Annotated in this window: 16 protein-coding genes; 12 read left to right on the top strand and 4 right to left on the bottom strand. The window is 61.3% G+C overall.

The genetic code is table 11. The features are described from left to right. The first annotated feature begins 27 nt into the window (after nucleotides 1-27). From JNA92_RS22890 to JNA92_RS22865, 6 genes are all read left to right on the top strand, one after another. On the top strand, nucleotides 28-645 hold the full coding sequence (locus tag JNA92_RS22890) for a c-type cytochrome (protein ID WP_241806798.1): 618 nt from the start codon (nucleotides 28-30) through the stop codon (nucleotides 643-645). Between the two features lie 169 nt (nucleotides 646-814). Then, complete coding sequence (dsbA, locus tag JNA92_RS22885; protein WP_241806797.1) at nucleotides 815-1,450, top strand: thiol:disulfide interchange protein DsbA; 636 nt, start codon at nucleotides 815-817, stop codon at nucleotides 1,448-1,450. 11 nt (nucleotides 1,451-1,461) lie between these two features. Further along, complete coding sequence (locus tag JNA92_RS22880; protein ID WP_241806795.1) at nucleotides 1,462-2,316, top strand: endonuclease/exonuclease/phosphatase family protein; 855 nt, start codon at nucleotides 1,462-1,464, stop codon at nucleotides 2,314-2,316. A 96-nt stretch (nucleotides 2,317-2,412) separates the two neighbouring features. Then, on the top strand, nucleotides 2,413-4,380 hold the full coding sequence (locus JNA92_RS22875) for a GGDEF domain-containing protein (RefSeq protein WP_241806794.1): 1,968 nt from the start codon (nucleotides 2,413-2,415) through the stop codon (nucleotides 4,378-4,380). 65 nt (nucleotides 4,381-4,445) lie between these two features. After that, nucleotides 4,446-5,222 (top strand): N-acetylmuramoyl-L-alanine amidase, encoded by a 777-nt coding sequence (locus tag JNA92_RS22870; RefSeq protein ID WP_241806793.1) that lies wholly within the window; start codon nucleotides 4,446-4,448, stop codon nucleotides 5,220-5,222. Between the two features lie 84 nt (nucleotides 5,223-5,306). Beyond that, nucleotides 5,307-6,926, top strand: coding sequence for an EAL domain-containing protein (locus JNA92_RS22865; RefSeq protein ID WP_241806791.1), 1,620 nt, complete (start codon nucleotides 5,307-5,309; stop codon nucleotides 6,924-6,926). Nucleotides 6,927-6,980: 54 nt separating this feature from the next. Here JNA92_RS22865 and JNA92_RS22860 read toward each other — a convergent pair whose 3' ends face one another. Next, nucleotides 6,981-8,759 carry a KinB sensor domain-containing domain gene (locus tag JNA92_RS22860; protein ID WP_241806790.1) on the bottom strand — a complete coding sequence of 593 codons (1,779 nt, stop codon included), beginning with the start codon at nucleotides 8,757-8,759 and terminating at the stop codon, nucleotides 6,981-6,983. After that, the gene (algB, locus tag JNA92_RS22855) at nucleotides 8,756-10,102 is read right to left on the bottom strand and encodes a sigma-54-dependent response regulator transcription factor AlgB (RefSeq protein WP_241806789.1); all 1,347 of its coding nucleotides are present in this window, start codon (nucleotides 10,100-10,102) and stop codon (nucleotides 8,756-8,758) included. The genes JNA92_RS22860 and algB overlap by 4 nt, the downstream gene beginning before the upstream one ends. Before the next feature lie 209 nt (nucleotides 10,103-10,311). On the opposite strand from algB, the gene JNA92_RS22850 reads away from it, so the two are divergent. The 6 genes from JNA92_RS22850 (at nucleotide 10,312) to JNA92_RS22825 (ending at nucleotide 15,731) form a co-directional block, all read left to right on the top strand. After that, on the top strand, nucleotides 10,312-11,133 hold the full coding sequence (locus JNA92_RS22850; RefSeq protein ID WP_241806788.1) for a BON domain-containing protein: 822 nt from the start codon (nucleotides 10,312-10,314) through the stop codon (nucleotides 11,131-11,133). 177 nt (nucleotides 11,134-11,310) lie between these two features. Next, the gene (locus JNA92_RS22845; protein ID WP_241806869.1) at nucleotides 11,311-11,595 is read left to right on the top strand and encodes a hypothetical protein; all 285 of its coding nucleotides are present in this window, start codon (nucleotides 11,311-11,313) and stop codon (nucleotides 11,593-11,595) included. Nucleotides 11,596-11,651: 56 nt separating this feature from the next. Beyond that, nucleotides 11,652-11,813: a DUF1328 domain-containing protein gene (locus JNA92_RS22840; protein WP_008092060.1), complete on the top strand. Its 162-nt coding sequence runs from the start codon at nucleotides 11,652-11,654 to the stop codon at nucleotides 11,811-11,813. 2 nt (nucleotides 11,814-11,815) lie between these two features. Continuing rightward, nucleotides 11,816-12,286 (top strand): inhibitor of vertebrate lysozyme family protein, encoded by a 471-nt coding sequence (locus JNA92_RS22835; protein ID WP_241806787.1) that lies wholly within the window; start codon nucleotides 11,816-11,818, stop codon nucleotides 12,284-12,286. Nucleotides 12,287-13,020: 734 nt separating this feature from the next. Next, the gene (gene gltP / locus JNA92_RS22830; RefSeq protein WP_012316843.1) at nucleotides 13,021-14,349 is read left to right on the top strand and encodes a glutamate/aspartate:proton symporter GltP; all 1,329 of its coding nucleotides are present in this window, start codon (nucleotides 13,021-13,023) and stop codon (nucleotides 14,347-14,349) included. A 152-nt stretch (nucleotides 14,350-14,501) separates the two neighbouring features. Further along, a complete protein-coding gene (locus JNA92_RS22825) occupies nucleotides 14,502-15,731 on the top strand; it encodes a nucleoside recognition domain-containing protein (protein ID WP_241806786.1) in 1,230 nt (409 codons plus the stop codon). Here the strand turns inward: JNA92_RS22825 and JNA92_RS22820 are convergent. Together JNA92_RS22820 and JNA92_RS22815 are read right to left on the bottom strand one after the other, a co-directional pair. Then, nucleotides 15,713-16,336: an ABC-type transport auxiliary lipoprotein family protein gene (locus JNA92_RS22820; protein WP_241806784.1), complete on the bottom strand. Its 624-nt coding sequence runs from the start codon at nucleotides 16,334-16,336 to the stop codon at nucleotides 15,713-15,715. The two genes, JNA92_RS22825 and JNA92_RS22820, sit on opposite strands and share 19 nt — an antisense overlap. After that, a complete protein-coding gene (locus tag JNA92_RS22815) occupies nucleotides 16,333-17,271 on the bottom strand; it encodes an MlaD family protein (RefSeq protein WP_241806783.1) in 939 nt (312 codons plus the stop codon). Before JNA92_RS22815 ends, JNA92_RS22820 begins: the two co-directional genes overlap by 4 nt.

The raw sequence follows: 17,271 nt of genomic DNA, 5'->3' as shown, positions 1-17,271 counted from the left end.
TCACCCTTAGCCGTGTTGGATTAGCTGATGAACAAACTAGTCGTGAGTCTGCTGTTGACCATGGGTGTCGCAGGTGCGGCCACTGCTGCAGAACCTATCAAAGGCGATGCCGCCGCCGGCCAGGCCAAGACCGCCATCTGTGGTGCCTGCCACAACCCCGACGGCAATAGCCTGGCGCCCAACTTTCCCAAACTGGCTGGCCAGGGCCAGCGCTATCTCGAAAAACAGTTGCATGACATAAAGTCCGGCAAGCGTACCGTGCTGGAGATGACCGGCATGCTGGCCAACTTCAACGATCAGGACCTGGCCGACATCGCCGCCTACTTCGCCAGCCAGAAAGGCAGCGTCGGCGCCGCCGACCCCAAATTGGTCGAGCGTGGCCGGGCGCTGTTCAATGGCGGCGACCTGGAAAAAGGCATGCCTGCCTGCACCGGTTGCCACTCTCCCAATGGCGCAGGCATCGCGCTGGCCGGCTTCCCGCACCTGAGTGGCCAGCATTCGCAGTACGTGACCAAGCAGCTCACCGACTTCCGCGAGGGCAATCGCACCAATGATGGTGATGCCATGACCATGCGGACCATAGCCGGCAAGCTGAGCAACCATGATATCGAAGCGTTGGCCAGTTATATCCAGGGCCTCCACTGAGATAGCTGCGCATTAACATTCGGTTAATGCTGCAACGCTAAAGATGAAAGGGCGGCGCGGACCGCCCTTTTTTCGGTCCGCAGCCGGTACACTACAGAACTCGGGCCCGTCCCGACCTGTCTCAATACAGGTCGTGTAGAGGCGACCAAAGACTGCTCAGGAGTAAAGCATGCGTAAACTGATTCTCAGCGCTGCGCTGGTCGCCGCCAGCGTATTCGGTATGTCTGCCGTTCAGGCTGCGGAGCCTGCCACAGCCGGCAAGGAATACCTCGAGCTGAGCAACCCTGTTCCGGTGTCCGTTCCCGGCAAGATCGAAGTGGTCGAGCTGTTCTGGTACGGTTGCCCTCATTGCTACCACTTCGAGCCGGTGATCAACCCTTGGGTTGAAAAACTGCCGAAGGACGTTAACTTCAAACGCGTGCCGGCGATGTTCGGCGGGCCATGGGATGCCCACGGCCAGATGTTCCTGACCCTCGAAGCCATGGGCGTGGAGCACAAGGTTCACGCTGCGGTGTTCGATGCCATCCAGAACCAGCACAAGCGCCTGACCGATCCCGACGACATGGCTGACTTCCTCGCCACCCAAGGCGTCGACAAGGATAAATTCCTCGCCACCTTCAACTCGTTCGCCATCAAGGGCCAGGTCAAACAGGCCAAGGAACTGGCGAAAAAGTACGAAATCACTGGCGTACCTAGCATGGTGGTAAACGGCAAGTACCGTTTTGACCTCGGCACCGCTAAAGGCCCGGAAGGCGTGCTGAATGTCGCCGACCAGCTGATCGACAAGGAGCGCGCCGCTAAGTAAGCGGCGAACCCATGCCCCGGTTCAGAACCGCGCGTGGTGTTGGCCTGCACCAGCCGCAGGTCAACGAGCATCATCTGCAGGCCAATGGCCTGCCGGAAGATGGTCGCCTGCGGCTGCTCAGCTTCAATATCCAGGTCGGCATCAGTACCGAGCGCTATCGGCATTACCTGACCCGTAGCTGGCAGCACCTGCTGCCGCACACCGGGCGCGCCGGCAATCTGCAGAAAATCGGCGACCTGCTCAACGATTTCGACCTGGTGGCTTTGCAGGAGGTCGATGGCGGCAGCCTTCGGTCCGGTTACGTCAACCAGGTGGAGCACCTGGCCCAGTTGGGGGGCTTCCCTTACTGGTACCAACAGCTCAACCGTAACCTTGGGCATTTCGCCCAGCACAGCAATGGCGTACTCAGCCGCCTCAAGCCGCACCTGTTGGAAGATCATCCTCTGCCCGGCCCCTCCGGCCGCGGTGCGATCCTGGTGCGCTTCGGTGAAGGCGAGGACGCCCTGATCGTGGTCATGATGCATCTTGCGCTGGGTGCCAAGACCCGCGCTCGCCAACTCGCTTACATCCGTGAACTGATCGGTGGATACCGCCACCAGGTTCTGATGGGCGACATGAACACCCATGCCAATGACTTGCTCGACCATTCCCCGCTGCGTGATCTGGGCCTGATCGCCCCGCAGGTCGAAGCGACCTTTCCCAGCTGGCGCCCGCAGCGTTGCCTGGACCACATCCTGCTCAGCCCGAGCCTGACCCTGGAGCGGGTCGAGGTACTGGCCCAGCCTATTTCCGACCATCTCCCGGTCGCCGTAGAGATCCGATTGCCTGATGCATTGACTGTGGATACGCTTCCGGTCCTGAGCTAGATCAGCAAAAGGCCATGGAGCATTCAAGAGTTCCCGCCGTGCGCCGACAGCGTGTAACCACAGCCCACCGATGCATCACCCGTTGCGGATCCAGGCATGACCGAAGAAGCCGAGCGCTGGAAAGAAAAATACCTTAAAAGCATCGAACAGCAGGAGAAGCTGGAGCGGCGATGGGCCGCGCGGCTTGACCTGCTGCGTCGAGGCCTGGTGCGCAGTAGCTTGGCCGCTGAAGGCAGCGACAAGGCAGTGGACCAGTGCATGAAGGAAATGCGTGAGGTCATTCGCCGCGACGACATGGATGCCGGCCTTGCCGGGTTGATCCCGCGTCTTGAAAAGGCCGTGCTCGACTCCGAGCAGCGCCGCGAAACCCGCATGAACCAGGTCAGCGATGCCCTGACTGCGCTTGTGACGCAGCTGCAAGGCCTGCCGTTGTCGGGTGACGTGACGCGGTCGCTCAAGAAACTGGCGAAGAAACTCGACGGCGGCGTCAGCCAGTCGCGCGAGTTGCCGCCGCTGCTCGCAGAGCTGAGCGGTTTGCAGGGGAGGGCGCTGTCCTCTTTGGACAGGCCGGACGAGGAGGCCAGGCCGGGCTTTTTGCAACGTTTGTTCGGCAACCGCGAAAGCGAACCGGGGAGTGGCAGCGCTGTGGAGCCGGCGGCCCCTTCTGTGATCGCTGAGCCTGAGCTGCAGCCATTGCCGGACGGGCCAGTCCTGGTGGATCTGCCACCCCGGGATATCGACGAGCTGCAGCCGCTGGCAGCGCCCGAGGTTGATAACCCCGAACCTGTGGTGCCTGCAACGCCTGATGCCGCGCCGCCCGCCCCAAGCGAACCTGAGCCGCCGGCACCGGCGCCAGCACGGGACGCTGTCGAACCCGACTGCGCTGAGGAGCCGCAGCGCCCCGACGGCGTTCGGGCCGAGCTGCCACTGCAGGCCGATGAGCCACACGCGCTGAAACCCCTGGAAGAAACCTTCGGCGAAGACGGGCCCTATTCGCTCCCTGACGCAGTCGAGCCGCCCTACAGCCAGGTTGCCGCGCATATCGAGCAAACCCTGATCGGCCTGCTCGATGATCTCAGCCTGCCGGAACGCCACAAAGCCCAGGCACTGCAAATGCGCGAGCGCGTGGCGCGGGGGCTGAACTGGTACGAGCTGATCCCGGTGCTCGATGACCTGGCCGTGCTCATGCTGGCGATCACCGACAGCGGGCAGCACGAATTCGAGACGTACCTGCAGCAGCTCAATGAGCGCCTGGAAAGCTTCCAGAGCCACCTTCATGAAGCCAGTGCCGGTCATGCCGACAACAGTTCTGCTGCTCGCGAACTGGACAGCCAGCTGCGTGAGCAGGTCGATGGCCTGCAAAGCAGCGTGCAAGGGGCAGTCGATGTGGACAGCCTCAAGCACATTCTCGAGAACCGCCTGGAAGGGCTGCTGGGCACGATGGATGAGCATCAGCATGAGCGTGACCGTCGCGAACAGGAGCTCGCCGGGCGACTACAGGGCTTGGCCGAGCGCGTCGCCAACATGGAGCAAGAGGCCCTCGGCTACCGCGAACACCTTGAGGAACAGCGGCAGAAGGCATTGATCGACCCGCTGACCGGGCTGCCCAATCGTGCGGCCTGGAGCGAGCAGGTAGAGCGCGAAATGCAGGCCTGGCAGGAGAACGGCGGCCATTTGGCGATGGCGATCCTGGACTTGGACCACTTCAAGCGCATCAATGACAGCTATGGCCATCTGGCGGGTGACAAGGTGCTGAAGATCGTCGCTGACCAGTTGCGCAAGCGCCTGCGTCCGCGCGATTTCATCGCCCGGTTCGGCGGCGAGGAGTTCGTACTGTTACTGGCGCAGACCTCACCCACCGTCGCTGCCCAAGTGGCCGAGGTGCTGCGTGCCGCGATCGAAGCGTGTCCGTTCCATTTCAAGGGCGAACGGGTGGTGATCACCGCCTCCATCGGTTTGAGCGCATTCCGCTCGGGTGAGCGCGGTGATCAGGTGCTCAAGCGTGCGGATGCGGCGCTGTACCGGGCCAAGGACCTGGGCCGTAATCGGGTGGAACAAAGCTGAGCGGGTGAGCCGGGGGCGCATACGTTATGCTAGAGCGTCACTGACTAACCACCCTGGCTTCTTCCATGAAAGCGTTGTTCACTGCATTTTTGCTAATCGTTCTGGCCGGTTGTTCGACCGGCCTGCGTATCGACCGCAGCCACCCCTCGGCCAACCAGGACAACCGCATCCAGTTCGTCGTGCTGCATTACACCAACGCCTCGCTGGAGCGCTCGCTGGCGCTGCTGACCCACGGCGAGGTCAGCAGCCACTACCTGATCGGAGATGGCCCGGCCACGGTGTATCAACTGGTTGATGAAAGCCGTCGTGCCTGGCATGCCGGGGACAGCCAATGGCAGGGGCGAACCTGGCTGAATTCGAGCTCGATCGGTATCGAGATCGTCAACCCAGGCTTCGACACCACGCCCAACGGGCGAGTCTGGTACCCCTACAGCGAAGCGCAAATTCAGTCTCTGATCGCGCTGCTCAAGGACATCGTCAAACGTAACAACATTGACCCTAGCCATATCGTTGGCCACAGTGATATCGCACCCTTGCGCAAACTGGACCCGGGGCCGCTGTTCCCCTGGAAGCGTCTGGCCGATGCGGGGCTTGGGGTATGGCCAGAGCCTGGCGCCGTGGCGCGCCAGCAGGCGTACTTCAACGTCAATCCGCCGAGCATAGGTTGGTACCAGCAAGAGCTGGCACGCTTCGGCTACGCCATCGAACAGACCGGGCAGCTCGATGTCGCTACCCGCCATGTCATTGCGGCGTTCCAGATGCGTTTCCGGCCACAGCGCTTCGACGGCCTGCCCGATGCGCAGACAGCCGCCATGCTTCACGTGCTCAACCGCAAGCGCTGAACCTTCGCGCCCTGGGCTCCGCCAAACGGCCAAGCCAATACGCCATTCAGTTGCTATACCCTGTATATCAACTGGATGCTGCCCATGTCGGCTCTGATAACTGCGTTGCGCCAATTTTTTTACCGTCCCTGGATGCTGGCCTCTTTGGCCGCGTTGGCCAGCGCCGCTGTGTTGCTGACTGCCAGTATCGGTATTGCGCTGCAGCAGATGAAGCAGAGCGAGAGTGCGCAGATGAATGCTCAGGGCGAGCGTTTTCTTGACCGCCTCGAGCAGGTTTTCGGCCAATTGCGTGAGGGGGTCGATGACCTGCAGGCGCAGCCATTGCGCGGATGCAACCCGGCGATGTTGGCGTTGTTGCAGCAGGTTGGGCTGGGCTCGCGTTTCATTTATGAGGCGGCGTATGTAGACGTCAACGTCGCCTGCTCCAACCGCGGCGGGGCACGCGCTTTCGTGCCCACGCGGGCCCCGGACATCCAGGGCCCGACTTATAGCTATTGGCTCAACACCACTACCGAACCCAACGAGAACCTTGCCGCGTTGATGCTGGCACGCGGCAATTTCCTGGTCTCTACCTCGCGCGGGCACTTGACCGACGTGGTTGACCTGCCGCCCGGCGGTAGCCTGTTGGTGGTGCTGGACAATGGCACCAGAGCGATACCCGTACTGGGCCCGCCACAAGTCTGGCCGCCCGCTGAGCATTGGCCGCCACCCAGCGGCAATTCGTTGTTCGAACTGCACGACCGCCTTGTCTATCGCATGCTGACCAAATCGCCCGATTACCAGCTTGTGCTGATCGCACCGCGTGCCAGCCTGCCACTGAGGATGAACGGCATGCTCTGGTTGCTGTTCCCCGGTAGTGTTCTGGCTGCCTGTTGTATCGGCTGGCTGGTGCTGCAACTGATCCTGCAGCGGCGCTCCATGAGTTCCGAGCTGCAGAACGCGCTGCGCCGTGGTGAACTGCAGGTGCTTTATCAGCCGATCATCGAACTCGACAGCCGGCGCTGCGTTGGCGCTGAGGCGCTGGTGCGCTGGCGGCGCCCGGACGGGACCCTGACCAGCCCGGACCTGTTCATTCCGCTGGCCGAAAATACCGGGCAGATTCGCCAGATCACCGATTTCGTGCTGCAGCGGGTACTGGAGCAACTTGGCCAGTTGCTGCGTTCGCACCGCAATCTTTACATCTCGGTGAACCTGGCCGCCTGTGATGTGATGGTCCCGCGCATTGGCCGGGTGGCGGCGCGGTTGCTGGCACTGCACCGGGTGGCTGCCAGCCAGATCGCCTTCGAGGTTACCGAACGGGGGCTGATCGATGTGGTGGTGGCCCGTGACAACCTGCAAGCGCTTCGTGCGGTGGGGCATCAGGTGTTGATCGATGACTTCGGCACGGGCTACTGCAGCCTGGCCTATCTGCAGACCTTACCGGTGGACTGCCTGAAGATCGACAAGGCTTTCATCGACGCGCTTGGGCATGATGCTGCCAGCAGTGGTGTGGCGCCTCATATCATTCGCATGGCCCATGACCTGCATCTGCGGGTGATAGCCGAAGGCATAGAGTGCGAGGCCCAGGCGGTGCTGCTCAACAGTGAAGGTGTCAACTATGGCCAGGGCTGGCTGTTCGCCCATCCGCTCAATGCCCGGCAGTTCGTCGAGCTGGTGACGCGAGGGCGGCAGGTCCGAAGGCCGCGGCTGGACGATGAACCTTGAGCGAACGTGCAAGGGCCGGCAAGGCGTTGCCCCCAACGACCTTCAGCTGGAAAATCAGACCGGAAGAGCCATGTAGAACTGCGTCCCCTGCCCAGGCCGGGAGAAGACGCCCATGCGGCCGCCGTGCAATTGCACGATTTCCTTGCACAATGCCAGCCCCAGCCCGGCCCCGCCCTTCTTGCGCCCAACCTGCACAAAGGGTTCGAAAATGCGCCCCTGCTGTCCGTAGGCAATGCCTTCGCCATTGTCCTCCACGCTGATGATGACGCGTTCCGCGTGGCGTCGCGCATGGAGACGGATTCGCCCGCCGCTGCCGGTATGCCGAATGGCGTTGTGCAGCAGGTTGTCGAGCACACGGTCCAGTTGGGCGATGTCGGCCTGAATACGAGGCAGCGGTGGCTCCAGCGCCTTGATCAGCTCGATCTGCTTGACCGATGCCTGCTCGCTGAACCGTGCCTGGGCACGTTCGAGCAGTTCGTCGATGGCGCAGGGGGCGAGTTCGAGTTTTTGCAGGCCGCTCTGGTAGCGAGAGAAATTCAACAGGTCGTTGATCAGCTGGGTCAGGCGTTGCATTTCCTCGCTGATGGTCTCCATCAGGTCATTCTCACGCGCCTGCGGTGGAAACTTCACGCGTTCTCGCAGCAAGCCGAAGGCCATGTGCATGCCGGTGACCGGCGTACGCAGTTCATGTGAGGCGCGCAGCACGAATTCGCTACGCACACGTTCGAACGCGCGCTGCTCGGTCACATCGTGCAGCACCATCACGGCGCCGAGGATCGGCCCTTGCGGGTGGCTGACAGGGGTCAGGCTGTAGGACAGCAAGCGTGACTCGTCATCGACCTCTATGCTCAGGTCCTCAGGCGGGCGGTCCAGGCTGCCGCCGCGCAGCACCTGACGCAGCTGTTGCTCCAGCTCTGGGCGCTGCAGTGCTTCTGCCAAAGGGCTGCCCAGGCGGTTCTTGCTCCAGCCGAGCTGGCGCTGGGCGACTGGGTTGATATGCTCCAGGTCGCCTTGGCGGTCTATGATCAGCAAGCCATCGTCGATGCTGTCGAGCACAGCCTGCAAGCGTTGTTGGCCAGCCAGCAGCTCATCGACATTGGTCTCCTGGTGCTTGCGCAACGCCTCTGCCATCAGGCCGAAGCGGCGGGTGAGCTGGTTGATTTCTATGGCTTGGCTGACGGGTAAGGTGACATCGAAGTTACCTTGGCCAAGTTGATCTGCGGCCTTGGCCAGGGCTTCGATGGGTTGCCCAAAGCGACGGGCGATGTTGTGTGCGGTAACGAAGCCGAGCATCAGCACAACCAAGCCCGTCAGGCCAAGTACACCACTGACCAGCAGAGCGCGGTCGCGAGACATCTGTTCGCTGCGGGTGATGTAATCGATGGCAAGTTTGTGCGAATCGATCAGGTCGGTGCGCACTTGGTTGAACGCGGCGCCCAGTGGCTGGTCGGCACCCATGCTGTTTGCCGGGGCAGGGCTTTGACGATAGGCACTCAGGAAGGCCTGGTAGTTGCTGCTGGCCTTGCTGAAGCCGGTACGTTCACCACCTTGTGCGAGCCCTTCGTCAAGCAGGTCCTGGAAATTGTCTTGCAAAGCTCGCAGGCGTTGGGGCGAAGTTTGCGCATCGAGGATCAGCATCAACTGCTCGCCCAGGTTCTGCCGTAGCTTCAAGCCTATTTCCAGAACATGGGTGGTATTGTGCACCGACGCTTGCTGGGCGGCGGTCATTTGCAAGACGCTGACCAAACCCAGCATCAGGCCCAGCAGGGCGACTGTGATCAGTGCTGAAATGCTGAGGAAGAGCCGCGTACGCAGCTTCATCGGCCATCTCATAGGTTGTACTGCTTACGCTTGCGGTACAGGGTCGAGGCATCGATACCCAAGGTCTTGGCGGCCTGGTCCAGTGTGTCACTGGCTGCCAGCACGGCGCCTATGTGGGCACGCTCCAGTTCATCCAGGCTCAGCGCCGCACCTACACGGGGCGCGTTGCTTGCCGGTTGCTCGCCCATACCCAAGTGGACGATTTCCACGCGCTCCTGGGGGCAGATGATGCTGGCGCGTTCGACCACGTTGCGCAGTTCGCGAATATTGCCCGGCCAGCGGTAATTGAGCAGTGCGGCGCGGGCTTCGTCGCTGAAGCCGCGGGCAGGGCGCGCGTAATCCTTGACGAACCGGGCGAGGAAGCGATCGGCCAGGGTAAGGATGTCCTCACTGCGCTCGCGCAGGGGCGGCAGGTGCAAGGTGATGACGTTCAGGCGGTAGAGCAAGTCCTCACGGAAGCGGCCTTCGCGGACCATCTCTTCCAGGTTCAGGTTGGTCGCCGCGAGGATGCGCACATCGGCGCGCCGGGTGACGGGGTCGCCCACCCGCTCATACTCTTTATCCTGGATGAAGCGCAGCAATTTGGGCTGCAATGTCAGAGGGAAATCGCCGATCTCGTCGAGGAACAGCGTGCCACCATCGGCCTGGTTGACGCGGCCCAGCGTGCTTTCACTGGCGCCCGTGAACGCGCCGCGGGTGTGGCCGAACAGTTCGCTCTCCATCAGCTCGGCGTTCAGCGACGGGCAGTTGATGGTCACGCAAGCCTTGCGTGTCCGCTTGCTCCAGCTGTGAATGGCGCGGGCCAGTTCGCCCTTGCCGGTGCCTGATTCGCCCAGGATGAGGATGTTGGCATCGGTGGTTGCCACCTGGCGTGCGGTCTCCAGCACGGCCATCATTGCCGGGCTGTGCGAGTCCAGGCCGTCCTTGGGCTTTCGTATTTCACCTTCGAGCGCCTCCAGGCGTGCCGACAACTGGCGGACTTCCAGCTGCTTGGCAGTGGCCAGGCGCAACTGGTCGGGGCTGCAGGGTTTTACCAGGTAGTCGGCGGCACCGGCCTGGATCGCATCGACCGCAGTGTCGATGGCCGAATGCGCCGTGACGATCACCACGCGCATCCACGGTGCCTGAATGCGCATCTGTGCCAGGACATCCAGGCCGTTGTCTTCACCCAGGCGCAGGTCGAGGAAGCACAGGTCGAACACCTGGCGCTGGAGCAAGGCTTCGGCCTGCGCGGCACTGTTGGCCGTGGCCACGCTGTAGCCCTCATCTTCGAGGCAGTAGCGGAAGGTACGCAGGATCGCGGATTCGTCATCCACGAGCAGAATACGGCCTTGGTTGTCCTGGGCTGATTCCATTTCCAGCGCTCCTTTGGGAAAGATCTTCATTTAGTGTGGGAAAAATCGGGCAAGTTGCATGGTCAATTCTGAAGGATTCTGTCCTATGCATGCTAGCCAATGGCCGAAGAATGCCGTGAACCCGCGTATCTCAATGATTGCCTTAGAGCATTGAGGTGGCACATTGGTTGCGATGATTTGTGGATTTAGCCTACAGAAGGAGTGCGGTCATGTCCTTTACCACTCGAACGGCTGTGTTGGCAGCCAGCCTGTTATCCATTTGCAGCCCAGCGTTCGCTGACCCGCTTCAGGATGCGCGCCTGGAGGGCTCGCTGCAGACGGCGCTGGCGCTCAACCGCATGCTCAACCCGTTTCGCATCGAAGTCGAGGTGGATGGAAAGCGGGCACGCCTGACGGGGGAGGTCGAGAATGAGGTCGAGCGTCAGCTGGCCGAACACGTCGCGCAGGCCACCCGGGGCATCGAACAGATAGACAACCAGTTGCAGGTCAACCCCGGCCTGGTAGAGCGCCCGCTCGAATTGCGGGCTTACGCTCAGCGTCTTGAGGATGCCACATTGGCTGCCGTCATCCGTGCGCGGCTGTTGTGGAGCCGTACGACAGAGAAGGCGCCTATCGAGGTGCAGAGCAGTGAGGGTGTGATTACCCTGCGCGGCAAGGTCGACAGCGCTGAGGCCAAGGACCTGGCCGGTGTGATAGCGCGTACCACGGACGGTGTGTACCTGGTCAACAACCTGGTCAGTCTGGATTCGGCTGCCATGGCCCAGGCTCGCGAAACGCCTGTGGGCGTGTCCACTGCGCCGCAGCCAACGGACAGTTGGGTGATCGACAAGATCCAGACCAGCTTGCGCTTCAGCCGCAATCTTGATGGGCTGAACATCCGGGTAGCCAGTGATCAAGGCATGGTGCGGCTGTCCGGTGAGGTGGTCAGCAGCGAGCAGAAAACCATCGCTGTCGAGATCGCGCGCCAGATCATTGGAGTGCGGGGGGTGGACGCCGATCTGCTGAAGGTGGCCACCAAGGTTGAAGGATGAATCGTGCAATACGCACGACCCCACGGCGGGCATCGTGCAGGATACGTCCTCAAGCCCAAGTCGACGTGAGTATAAGTTGCTGATTTATAAGGATTTATTTGAAACCGAAAGGCTGGCATGCAGGCTGCAATTACCTGTTCAGGTTTGAATAGAAAAATTACAGCAGGAGAAGCCGGCATGAACCGCCAATCCGTCAACCGTTCACAGATCGCCGCACTGCCCCTGCGCCAATTCCTGTTCCTCGGGTTGGCGTTGCTGCTGACTTTGGCCGCAGGCCTTTTTTACTACAGCTGGCAGACCGCGCGACTGACTGAGCAGGTTGCGGCGCAGACTGCGCTGATAGCGCAGATCCAGGCAACACGTGCCAACACTTTGGTGAGGGCAGCCCAAACGCTGCCTTCTGCCAATACCTCGCCAGCCACTGTTGAAAAAGTAGTGCCTCAGCAACGCTGGGTATTTTAAGGCGCTGCAGTTTTGACACCGGCCGGATCGATTTCAAAAAAGAAAGGAGAAGCATCATGCTGAGTTGGGCTATCACTTTCCTCATCATCGCCATCATCGCTGCTGTCCTGGGCTTCGGTGGTATCGCCGGCGCTGCCACGGGTATCGCGAAGATCCTGTTCATTGTCTTCCTGGTCCTGTTCGTAGCCTCCTTCTTCTTTGGACGTGGTCGAGGTTGACGATGAGCAGGAAGCTCTGCAATGCCATAGCTGCGGCCCTGCTGTTGGGTAGCAGCGCAATGGCGATGGCGGCCAATGATGGCCAGGTCAGGGTCGACCAGCTGCTTGGTTCTGACCCTGAATACCGGGAAACCTGGCAGGACGCGATCGAAGGCGAGGAACGCCTGCCCGACTGGGTGATCAACCTGACGGGCAGCGCGCAGGAGCAGATGTCTGCAGTGACCGAGGATGGCGATAAATACCTCGTCGGCCCGCTGTGTGAATCCAAAGACAACTGCACCTACAAACGCCTGATCGTAGCATTCAGCTGGGACAAGGATGACGCCTACGGAATGCTGGTAGAGGTGCCCGAAGGCCTGCCGAGCGACAAGTCTCCCACCCGGCATGCGCAGTATCGTTGGCTGGGTGAGCCGGACGAAGGCATGCAGGCGATGCTGAAGGAGCAGCTCAAGCGTGACCCGAACTGGTACTGAGTGTCAGGGACGATAGGTCGCGCACTGTCACGTAATAGAAGCGGAACCTTTCTATAGTTCTCGCTTCTATGATGCGCCGCCCCGAGGAGGGGTTGCACATGACCAAGGGGCCGGGCTGTTCTGATTGTTGCAGGATCGGAGTGGCCTAGGGGTACAGGGAGTACCTCCAGTAATGGGCCGGGTCAGGCAAGGCAAAATCGGAGGTTCAGGCCAGGACAGAGTTTTCCCACTCAAACCTGGCCTGGCTTCCGAGATGCCATCCTCGTTACAAGGCCTACCTTTCAGCTTTTTCCTGTTGAGACACATTTTGTCTTGACCGCACATCATTTTTTTTCCGTCCAGGCCGGTCATGGCCAAGTGTCATTTCGGCCATTCGGATTGTCGAACAGGCCATCAATGCACTCCTCTACACACTGCCAAATCAGCCTAGATCTGGCGGTTTAGTCTTGTTCGGGTTTCCGAACGTTATATATCAATGACTTGCGAATGCCCCATTTTGTCGCATTTCACTATGCCGAACCGGCATAGGGTATGCGCTTCCGGCATTAGATTTCGTCCGTGGCCATCGCAATAGTTGCCGCCTTTTCGCTGGCCCGAGCGCCTTGTCGCTCGCTTGCGGTGTCCTTACATGAGGCCTCCGGACGGAAGCTGTACGATGCCCGTGACGTTGCCAACGGCTCTGTTACGTGCTTTTCCGGTCGGTGCCCGTGACCACTAGAACAAAGGGTAAAGACATGAAGAAGGCAAAACTGAGCCTCGCCTGGCAGATCGTCATCGGTCTGGTCCTGGGCGTTGCAATCGGCGCGCTACTGAACCATTTCAGTGCGGAAAAGGCATGGTGGATCAGCAACGTTCTCCAGCCCGCCGGTGACATCTTCATTCGCCTGATCAAGATGATCGTCGTCCCGATCGTGATTTCTTCGCTGATCGTGGGCATCGCCGGGGTTGGCGATGCGAAGAAACTGGGCAGCATCGGCCTGAAGACCATCATCTACTTCGAGGTGGTCACGACGATCGCCATCGTTGTCGGCCTGGTCCTGGCAAACCTGTTCCACCCGGGCGCCGGCATCGACATGAGCACCTTGGGCACCGTGGACATCTCCAAGTACCAGGCGACCGCCGCCGAGGTGCAGCATGAGCATGCGTTCATCGAAACCCTGCTGAACCTGATTCCGTCGAACATCTTCGCGGCGCTGATGCGTGGCGAGATGCTGCCGATCATCTTCTTCTCGGTGCTGTTCGGCCTGGGCCTTTCCAGCCTCCAGGCAGACCTGCGCGAGCCACTGGTGCGTACCTTCCAGGGCGTGTCGGAGACCATGTTCAAGGTCACCCACATGATCATGAACTACGCCCCGATCGGCGTATTCGCCCTGATCGCCGTGACGGTGGCCAACTTCGGTTTCAGCTCGCTGCTGCCGCTGGCCAAACTGGTGCTGCTGGTGTACTTCGCCATCGCCTTCTTCGCCTTCATGGTGCTGGGCCTTGTAGCCCGCCTGTTCGGCTTCTCGGTAATCAAGATCATGCGCATCATGAAAGATGAGCTGATCCTGGCCTACTCCACGTCCAGCTCCGAGACCGTGCTGCCACGCGTCATCGAGAAGATGGAAAAGTACGGTGCACCGAAGTCGATCTGCTCGTTCGTGGTACCGACCGGTTACTCGTTCAACCTCGACGGCTCTACCCTGTACCAGAGCATCGCGGCGATCTTCATCGCCCAGCTGTACGGCATTGACCTGTCCTGGAGCCAGCAATTGCTGCTGGTGCTGACCCTGATGGTGACCTCCAAGGGTATTGCCGGTGTGCCGGGCGTATCGTTCGTGGTCTTGTTGGCGACCCTGGGCAGCGTGGGCATCCCGCTGGAAGGCCTGGCCTTCATCGCAGGTGTCGACCGCATCATGGACATGGCGCGTACCGCGCTGAACGTGGTTGGCAATGCCTTGGCTGCACTGGTGATCGCGCGTTGGGAAGGCATGTACGACGCCGCCAAGGGCGAGCAGTACTACGCCTCGCTGATCGCCGACAAGAAGGAAGCGGCGCTGGTTGGCGAGACCGCCAAGCGCTGAACCTGACGCGTCGCACAATGAGCCCCGATTTATTCGGGGCTTTTTGCTGTCTGTCTGGTCCATATCGTCAGCGAACCGGCAATATGGCCAGCGCAGGCTAAAGCAGCCGTCGGTGCGTTATCATTCAGGCACTTTTCAGGGGGAACACACGGATGCTGAACGGCCTTTGGCTTGGCTTTTTCCTGGTGGCGGCCGTATCGGCCCTGGCCCAATGGCTGGTGGCCGGCAATGCCGGCATTTTCGCGGCGATGGTCGAAAGCATCTTCGCCATGGCCAAGCTGTCGGTTGAAGTCATGGTCCTGCTGTTCGGCACCCTTACCCTCTGGCTGGGTTTCCTCAAGATCGCAGAACAGGCGGGTATCGTGGAATGGCTGGCCAAAGTGCTTGGCCCGCTATTCGCCCGGCTGATGCCAGAAGTACCGCCCGGGCACCCGGCACTGGGCCTGATCACCATGAACTTTGCTGCCAACGGCCTGGGCCTGGACAACGCTGCTACGCCTATCGGCCTGAAAGCCATGCGCGCCCTGCAGGCGCTCAACCCCAGCAGCACCACCGCGAGCAATGCACAGATCCTGTTTCTGGTGCTCAATGCCTCATCGCTGACCCTGCTGCCGGTGACCATTTTCATGTACCGCGCCCAGCAGGGCGCTACGGACCCGACCCTGGTGTTCCTGCCGATCCTGCTGGCGACCAGCGTTTCGTCCCTGGTCGGGCTGTTGTCGGTAGCGGTCATGCAGCGCTTGCGCCTGTGGGACCCGGTGGTGCTCGCCTACATGATCCCGGGTGCGCTGTTGCTGGGCGGCTTCATGGCCTTCCTCGGTACCCTGTCGGCTGCGGCGCTGGCCAGCCTCTCATCCGTACTCGGCAATCTCACACTGTTTGGTGTGATCATGCTGTTCCTGGTGATCGGCGCGCTGAAGCGGGTGAAGGTGTATGAAGCTTTCGTCGAAGGCGCCAAGGAAGGGTTCGACGTGGCCAAGAGCCTGTTGCCCTACCTGGTGGCCATGCTGGTCGCCGTTGGTGTGCTGCGCGCCTCCGGTGCCCTGGAGCTGGCATTGGATGGCATTCGCCATCTGGTGAACTGGATGGGCATGGACACCCGCTTCGTCGAAGGCTTGCCAACCGCATTGGTCAAGCCGTTCTCCGGCAGTGCGGCGCGGGCGATGCTGATCGAGACCATGCAGACCCATGGCGTGGACAGCTTCCCGGCACTGGTAGCCGCCACCGTTCAGGGCAGCACTGAAACCACGTTCTACGTGCTGGCGGTGTATTTCGGCGCTGTCGGCATCCAGCGCGTACGCCATGCAGTCGGTTGCGCCTTGTTGGCCGAACTGTCCGGTGTCATTGCTGCCATCCTGGTCTGCTACTGGTTCTTTGCCTGAGCCTGAGCGCTTTGCGCAACGGTCCAGTTCACCACCTGCGCGACCAGTTGATCGTTGGCCGCGCCGAAGCCGGCCACCACGGCCGAAATCTGTGGATCTGCCAGCGGCTGACGCACCTCGAAGCGCTTGCTGGCTAGGATTCGCTGGCTGCGCCCCTGAACCAGACGCGCGTCATAGCGGATCACGACCTCCACCGTACCGTTGGGTTGGTACTCGCTCTGAAACGCCTGCAGCTCACCGGCCAGTTCGTAATCGGCCTGCAGGTTGCTGTCGTCGGCGCTCAGGCGCTGCACACGCCCGTCACGCTGGAAGCCATCGAGCAGGCGGTTGCGGACGAGCAACGGCACCGGGTCGCTCCAGCGGGCGCCTTTGTAGCTGCTGACCACGTTGCCCTCGGGGATCACCGCGATACGTGGCCCGGCCAGCACTTCGCTTGCCAGCGGCTTGTTCAAGCGTAACGACCAGGGCACCGGTGTCGCACTGTGGCTGGGCTGGTCGACCGCAAGCCGGTAGATATCCACAGGCGCCTGCTGCGGCAGTATCGAGCAGGCGGCAGACAGGCTCAGCGCGGCCGTCAGGGCCAGCAGGCGCAGCGACAGCTTCATGGCTGGAACTCCTTGTTGTTGTCGCGGCCAAGCAGGTAGCCGCTGGGGTCAGCTTCCAGGCGCCGGGAAATGCCCTTGAGTGAGTTGAGGGTTTCACGCAGTTCGCGAATGGCCGGTGTCAGCTGGTTGAGGCCTTGCGCGCCGTCGTCGATGGACTCACGGTTGTCATTGAGCAGGCTGTTGATGGTCGCAGTGCTGGCGGCCAGCGATTGCATGGCCTGCTCGGCGCTGCCGATGGCCTGCTTGCCCTGGGTGCCGAGCAAGGTGTTGGCATTGCGCATCAGCGCTTGGGTTTCGGCCAGCGTGGCGTTGGCCTGTTTGCCGACCTGCGCCAGCTGATCCATGACCTGGGAAATGCCACCTTTTTGGTTGGCGAACGCACGGGTGGTCTGTTCCAGATTGGCCAGGGTGTTGCTCAGGCGGTCGATATTGGTTTCCGAAAACATCTGGTTGGCGTTGTGCAGCAGCAGGTTGATGTTGGTCACCAGGTCGCTGCTGTCATTGAGCAATTGCGAGATGGGCGAGGGCGAGGCGATGATCACCGGCAACTTGCCGTTCTCTCCCTTGAGCTCGGGGCTTTTCGGTGTGCCGCCGCTGAGCTGGATGAATGAGTTGCCGGTGACGCCGGCGAGGGTAAGTTTCGCCTGGGTGTCTTCCTTGACCGGCGTATCGCCGCTCAGGCGAACCCGGGCCAGCACCCGGCGCGGGTCCTTGGGGTCCAGGCGCAGGCTGGTCACGTCACCGACCTTGATGCCGTTGTATTGCACGGGGCTGCCGCGGGACAACCCTGAAACGGCTTCGTTGAAGATCACTTCGTAGTCCTTGAAGGCGTCGTCGACGCTGGACTTGGTCAGCCACAGGCCAAACAGCATGGCACCGGCCACCACCAGCACGGTGACCAGGCCGATGAGGACGTGATGAGCTCGGGTTTCCAT

Origin of the sequence: Pseudomonas putida (assembly GCF_022627325.1) — a bacterium.
Taxonomy (GTDB): Bacteria; Pseudomonadota; Gammaproteobacteria; order Pseudomonadales; family Pseudomonadaceae; genus Aquipseudomonas; species Aquipseudomonas putida_X.
The sequence above is the reverse complement of the archived record's forward strand: the minus strand, read 5'-3'. Positions and strand labels throughout refer to the sequence as shown.